6 protein-coding genes are annotated in these 5,725 nt (G+C 72.1%); 2 read left to right on the top strand and 4 right to left on the bottom strand.

What is annotated here, in order from left to right; all coding sequences use genetic code 11:
- Positions 1-22 precede the first annotated feature (22 nt).
- Together AOK03_RS19970 and AOK03_RS19965 are read right to left on the bottom strand one after the other, a co-directional pair.
- Positions 23-412: a (2Fe-2S) ferredoxin domain-containing protein gene (locus AOK03_RS19970; protein ID WP_055566672.1), complete on the bottom strand. Its 390-nt coding sequence runs from the start codon at positions 410-412 to the stop codon at positions 23-25.
- 33 nt (positions 413-445) lie between these two features.
- On the bottom strand, positions 446-1,786 hold the full coding sequence (locus tag AOK03_RS19965) for a 6-phospho-beta-glucosidase (protein ID WP_055566671.1): 1,341 nt from the start codon (positions 1,784-1,786) through the stop codon (positions 446-448).
- A gap of 163 nt (positions 1,787-1,949) precedes the next feature.
- On the opposite strand from AOK03_RS19965, the gene AOK03_RS19960 reads away from it, so the two are divergent.
- Positions 1,950-2,810 carry a hypothetical protein gene (locus AOK03_RS19960; protein WP_055566670.1) on the top strand — a complete coding sequence of 287 codons (861 nt, stop codon included), beginning with the start codon at positions 1,950-1,952 and terminating at the stop codon, positions 2,808-2,810.
- Between the two features lie 67 nt (positions 2,811-2,877).
- Positions 2,878-4,173 carry an MFS transporter gene (locus AOK03_RS19955; RefSeq protein ID WP_055566673.1) on the top strand — a complete coding sequence of 432 codons (1,296 nt, stop codon included), beginning with the start codon at positions 2,878-2,880 and terminating at the stop codon, positions 4,171-4,173.
- A 54-nt stretch (positions 4,174-4,227) separates the two neighbouring features.
- Here the strand turns inward: AOK03_RS19955 and AOK03_RS19950 are convergent, their stop codons facing one another.
- Together AOK03_RS19950 and AOK03_RS19945 are read right to left on the bottom strand one after the other, a co-directional pair.
- Positions 4,228-4,719, bottom strand: a complete 492-nt coding sequence (locus AOK03_RS19950) for a thioesterase family protein (protein WP_055566669.1) — start codon at positions 4,717-4,719, stop codon at positions 4,228-4,230.
- Entirely contained in the window at positions 4,716-5,675 is a 960-nt protein-coding gene (locus tag AOK03_RS19945) for a 3-hydroxyacyl-CoA dehydrogenase NAD-binding domain-containing protein (RefSeq protein ID WP_055566668.1), read from the bottom strand. The genes AOK03_RS19950 and AOK03_RS19945 overlap by 4 nt, the downstream gene beginning before the upstream one ends.
- Positions 5,676-5,725 lie beyond the last annotated feature (50 nt).

The raw sequence follows: 5,725 nt of genomic DNA, 5'->3' as shown, positions 1-5,725 counted from the left end.
ACAACGCTCGTGATCAATACACCTAGACCGCGCGGGGATCCACCAGCTGGAGCGAGAGCGTCGCCGACGGCTCGGCGAGGCCGGGACCGCCCGCCTCCGCCCAGGCCACTATCCCGTCGAGCGACTCGTCGTCCGTGACGAAGCCGACCCAGGCCGCCCGGCCGCCCCGCCTGCGCCCCTCGTGCGAAGGCTGGACCACGACCAGGTTGGCCTGGCCGCACGGCCCGAGGCAGTCGCTCGTGCGCACCGTGAACCGCCCGCGCGAGGCCGCCGCCGCGGACCGCAGCCGCTCCAGCTGCCACGCGTGGTCGATGCCGGGGTTCTTGCGTGCGTCGCCGCAGCAGCAGCCCCGGCACACGACGAGCGTGCAGGGGCGGCGGGCGGCGGCACCGATGGAGACGACGGGACTCATGTCGTGATCATCTCAGGTGCCCGGCAGCCGCCCTCACCTCAGGTAGGCGAGCCCGGGATGCACCTCCCGGTAGCCGTCCACGAGGCGCCGCGCCACGGCCACCGAGTCGACCAGCGGGTGCAGGGCGAACGCCTTGACGGCGGTGGCCGACGATCCGCTGTCCGCCGCCGCGAGCACCTCGCGCTCGACCGCCTTGACCGCGCACACCAGGCCGGTGGCGTCGCCCGGCAGCGGGGACACCGCCATGGGGTGGGCGCCGTTGGCGTCGACGGAGCACGGCACCTCGATGACGGCCTCCGCGTCCAGCGCGGAGAGGGTCGTGCCGTTGCGGACGTTGAGGATCAGGGTCGCCCGTTCGTCCCGCGCGACGGCCCGCATCAGGGCGAGGGCGACCTGTTCGTAGCCGCCGGACTCAAGGTCCTGTTCGGCCCGCTCCCCCGCGCCCGCCACCTCCCTGTTCTCCGCCATGTACGTCGCCTCGCGCTCGGCGCGGGTGGCGTCCCAGGTCTTGAGCGCGGGCGCGTCCGTACGCCGCATCTCCGCGTAGAACCGGGCCTGTTGGTCGCGGAGGAAGGCGCCGCGGGTCTGCTCGGCCTCCTGGTAGGCGCGTACGGCCTCGCGGTTGAAGTAGTAGTAGTGCAGGTATTCGTTGGGGATCGAGCCGAGCGACTGCAGCCAGTCCGTGCCGAACAGCCTGCCCTCCTCGAAGGAGCCGAGGAGCGCCGGGTCGGCGAGCAGGCGCGGCAGCTCGTCGCGCCCGCCGATGCGCAGACCGCGCAGCCAGCCGAGGTGGTTGAGGCCGACGTAGTCGATGAACGCCTCGTCCGGGTTGCCGCCGAGCACGCGGGCCACCCTGCGGCCGAGGCCCACCGGCGAGTCGCAGATGCCGATGACACGGTTCCCGAGGTGGCGGGACATGGCCTCGGTGACCAGGCCCGCGGGGTTGGTGAAGTTGATGACCCAGGCGTCGGGGGCGAGCCGGGCGACGCGGCGGGCGATGTCGACGGCGACGGGCACCGTGCGCAGGCCGTAGGCGATGCCGCCCGCGCCGACCGTCTCCTGTCCGAGGACGCCCTCGGCGAGGGCGACCCGCTCGTCGGCGGCGCGTCCCTCCAGGCCGCCGACCCGGATCGCGGAGAAGACGAAGTCGGCGCCGCGCAGCGCCTCGTCGAGGTCGGTGGTGGCGGTGACGGCGGGCGCGTCCGGGACCCCGGCGGCCTGTTCGGCGAGGACGCGGGTGACGGCGTCGAGCCGTGCCGCGTCGAGGTCGTGCAGGACGACGTCGGTGACGCGGCCCTCGGCGCGGTCGCCGAGGAGGGCCCCGTACACGAGCGGCACGCGGAACCCACCGCCGCCGAGAATTGCCAGCTTCACGTCTGAACCGCCTTCTGTCGGGCTTCTTTCGGCTTCTTTCGGACTGGTACCGCCGGTGTTCACGTTACGTACCTCGTCGGGCTCCGCGTTGTGTACATCGCCGGGGCGCAGGTTACGTACGATGACGCCGCAGCGTCCCGACCCCCCACGGAGGTAGCGCCCGATGACCGTCTGGAAGGCATCAACCGCCCTGTTCGGCGCCGTCACTCTGGCGGTGATGACGGGCGGCGGCGCGGCTGCCGCGCCCGCGGCGCCCGGTGGCTGGCAGGAGTCCGGCACCTCGCGCGTCAACTCCCTCACGGGCAGTCAGGGCCTGGCGAGCCGCGCCGACGGCAGCCTCCTCTACCGGGGCCTCGGCTCGATACCCCTGGACCTGCGCATGAAGGGCTGGGGTCACATAGGCGACCCCGACATCGCAAACGGCCACACCTTCGACGCCTATCAAGGCGGCGACGACGCGAAGTCGAAGATGTTCGCCGTCACCACCCCGGACGGCAAGCGCCACCTCTACGAGCACGAGCTCGACGCGGGCGAGAAGCTCAACAACTCCTTCGCGGCCGTCTCCCCCGACGACAAGTGGCTGGTGTCCGGCGAGTGGGGCGACCAGAACCGCCTCCAGGTCTTCCCCGCGCCGCTCCTCAACCCCTCGACCCCGCCCACCGGCGGCGCCCTCCCCCAGGCCGGGCAGATCACGCTCGACAAGCCGGTGCGCGACATCCAGGGCTGCGACTTCGTCTCCGACACCCGTCTGGTGTGCGCCTCGAACGACGCGTCCAAGGAACTGTTCCCCGAGGACCGCCCGGTCCTCCAGGTCGACCTGGAGCGGCCGCTCGACGGGAAGCCGGTGACCGGCCGCGTCGCGAGCCTCTTCGCCGCGCCGCAGCGCAGCATCTGCTCCGGCTCGTTCGAGACCGAGGGCATCGACTACGACTCCGCGCGCCGCACCCTGCGCGTCGAGGTGGTGCCGCCCGCGCCGTGTCTGGTGACGACGGCGGTGTACGCGTACAAGCCCACGACCGGCTGAGCAGACGCCCCGTCCGCCTGACGGACAGCACGTGTGGGGCGCCGCGAGGCAGGGGAAGGTCGTGATCATGACACAGCACGACCAGGTGACCGCCGCCGTCCCCGGCCATGAGCGGCGCCCGATACGACAGTTGCTCGCGGCGTCGGTCGGCAACGCCGTCGAGTGGTACGACTGGTACGCGTACACGTTCCTCGCCACGTACATCGCCGACCAGGTCTTCCCCAAGGGCTCCGGCAATTCGCTCGTCCCGCTGCTCGCCACCTTCGCGGTCTTCGCGGTGGGCTTCTTCATGCGGCCCGTCGGCGGCCTGCTCATGGGTGCGGTCGCCGACCGGCGCGGCCGCCGTGCCGCGCTGACCGTCACGATCCTGCTCATGGGCGGCAGCAGTCTGCTGGTCGGTCTGACCCCGACGTACGCGGCCGTCGGCGTGCTCGCCCCCGTCGTCCTGGTGCTCGCCCGGCTGCTGCAGGGTCTCTCCGTGGGCGGTGAGTTCGCCGCGTCGACGACGTTCCTCGTCGAGTCGGCGGGCCCCGGACGGCGCGGCCTCTTCTCCAGTTTCCAGTACGTCTCCACGAGCGCGGGTCAGCTCGCCGCGTCCGGCGTCGCGGCCCTCCTCGTCGCCACGCTCTCCGGCGGGCAGATGGACGGCTGGGGCTGGCGGCTGCCCTTCCTGATCGGGGCGGCGCTGAGCCTGGTCGGCTTCTGGATCAGGCAGGGGGCGCACGAGACGCACCGGGCGCCCGCGGAGCCGGACGACCGGCCCGGCCTGTTCGACGCGCTGCGGCACCATCCGCGCCAGTCCCTGCTGATCTGCGGCATCACCGCGGGCGGCACCATCGCCTACTACACCTGGACGTCGTACCTGCCGACGTACGCCGAGCTGAACACGGACATCAGCAAGAGCCAGGCGCTCCTCGCGGGCACGGTCTCGCTCGCGTTCTTCGCGGTGCTCCAGCCGCTCGGCGGGCTGCTCTCCGACCGGGTCGGGCGCAGGCCGCTGCTGCTCTTCTTCGGCATCGGCTTCGCCGTCCTGAGCGTGCCGCTGCTGAAGTCCCTCACCGGGTCGTTCACTTCGCTGCTGCTCGTGCAGTGCGCGGGCATGGTGCTGCTCACCGGCTTCACGTCGATCTCGGCGGCGGTGAACGCGGAGGTGTTCCCGGCGCGGGTGCGGGCCGCCGGGATCGGCTTCCCGTACTCGCTCACCGTAGCCCTGTTCGGCGGCACGGCCCCGTACATGGGCACGCTGTTCAAGGAGATCGGGTCTCCTGGACTCTTTCCCGTGTACGTGGCCGTGCTCTGTGTCGTCTCTTCGGTCGTCTATCTGCGGCTCCCGGAGACGGCACGAGAGCCGTTGCCGCGGTGAGGCTCGTTCCCGACCGCGGGTTCGTCGCGGCTTGTCGCGCGGTTCCCCGCGCCCCTAAGCAACCCGGGGTACCTCGGCGATGGAGCGCCCCGCCCACTCGGGAGCCTGCTCGGTCAGCCCTGTCAGCCGTTCGCGGATCTCCGCTGGGAACGGTGCCGCGCGGCCCGCGTTCTGGTCGACGTGGAGCGCGAGCAGCTCGGTCGTGGCCACGGGGGCGGCGTCCGGGGCCGGTTCGTCGCCCTCGTCCTCCACGACGTACATCTCGTGCGTGAAGCGGGCCTTCTTCGCGTCCGCGCCCAGCAGGCGGGTGCGGACGGCGAGGTGGGCTCCTTCGGAGACGTCGTTCAGGTACCGCACGTGCGCCTCGACCGTGTAGAGGGAGCAGCCGGTGGACTCGCGGTAGCCGGCGTGCAGGCCCGTCTCGATCATCATGGCGTCGGTGGCGTAGCCGAAGACGAGGACGTAGAAGGCCTCACTCATGTGGCCGTTGTAGTCGATCCACTCGGGGCGGACACGGTGCCGGGCCAGGGGCAGGGACTCGCTCACTTCCGGCCTCCGTTCAGGCGGCCCGTGGCGCGCAGGACGTCGATGACGCCCTGGTCGCGCTCGGCGACGAGGTCCGCGATGGTGCGGCCGTCCGCCGCGTCGTCGCATCCGGCGACCACGGCGTCGTACAGCTTCTTGTCGAGCTCGGGGGCTTCGAGCCGCGTCCAGGGGGACTTCAGGGACGGGCCGAAGTGGTCGAGCATGTGGGCCATGCCGCCCTCGCCGCCCGCGAGCGCGAAGGTGAGCATCGGGCCCATGAACGCCCAGCGCAGACCCGGGCCCTCGGTGATGGAGTCGTCGATCTCCCGCACGGTGGCCTCGCCGCCCGCGACCATGTGCAGGGCCTCGCGCCACAGGGCTTCCTGGAGGCGGTTGGCGATGAAGCCGGGAACCTCGCTCTTCATGGTGATCACGGACTTGCCCGCGACCTCGTAGAAGCGGGACGCCCACGCCACGGCGTCGGCGTCGGTCCGCTCGCCGCCGACGACCTCGACGAGGGGTATCAGATACGGCGGGTTGAAGGGGTGCCCGACGACGAGGCGGCCCGGGGTCGCCGCCTCGGTCTGCATGTCGGTCATCGGATAGCCGGAGGTGGAGGAGGCGATGACGACCCCGGCGGGGGCGGCGGCGTCGAGGCGGGCGAGCAGGTCGCGCTTGAGGTCCAGCTTCTCGGGGGCGCTCTCCTGCACGAACTGGGCGTCGGCGACGGCCTCTTCGAGGGTCGCGGTCACGGTGAGGCGGTCCTGCGAGGCGCCCTCGGCGAGTCCGAGCTGGGTCAGCGCGGGCCAGGCGGCCTCGACGAGGCGGCGCAGCTTCTGTTCGGCGTCGGGGGCGGGGTCCCAGGCGGTGACGTCGTAGCCGCGGGCCAGGAAGTGGGCGACCCAGCCGCCGCCGATGACACCGGCGCCCACGCAGGCGACGCGGCGGACTTCTTCGGGGGTGGTGGTGCTGCTCATGGTGGTGTCCTCTGTGGGGGTACGAGCGTGGGGGGGGCGTCGGCGTCAGG

It is taken from the genome of Streptomyces atriruber, from assembly GCF_001418325.1.
Taxonomy (GTDB): Bacteria; Actinomycetota; Actinomycetes; order Streptomycetales; family Streptomycetaceae; genus Streptomyces; species Streptomyces atriruber.
This window is presented reverse-complemented; position numbering and strand designations above follow the sequence as displayed.

Coding starts and splice junctions, on each gene's coding strand:
- AOK03_RS19970 (WP_055566672.1), bottom strand. CDS start 412: ATGAGTCCCGTCGTCTCCATCGGTGCCGCCGCCCGCCGCCCCTGCACG.
- AOK03_RS19955 (WP_055566673.1), top strand. CDS start 2,878: ATGACACAGCACGACCAGGTGACCGCCGCCGTCCCCGGCCATGAGCGG.
- AOK03_RS19945 (WP_055566668.1), bottom strand. CDS start 5,675: ATGAGCAGCACCACCACCCCCGAAGAAGTCCGCCGCGTCGCCTGCGTG.
- AOK03_RS19960 (WP_055566670.1), top strand. CDS start 1,950: ATGACCGTCTGGAAGGCATCAACCGCCCTGTTCGGCGCCGTCACTCTG.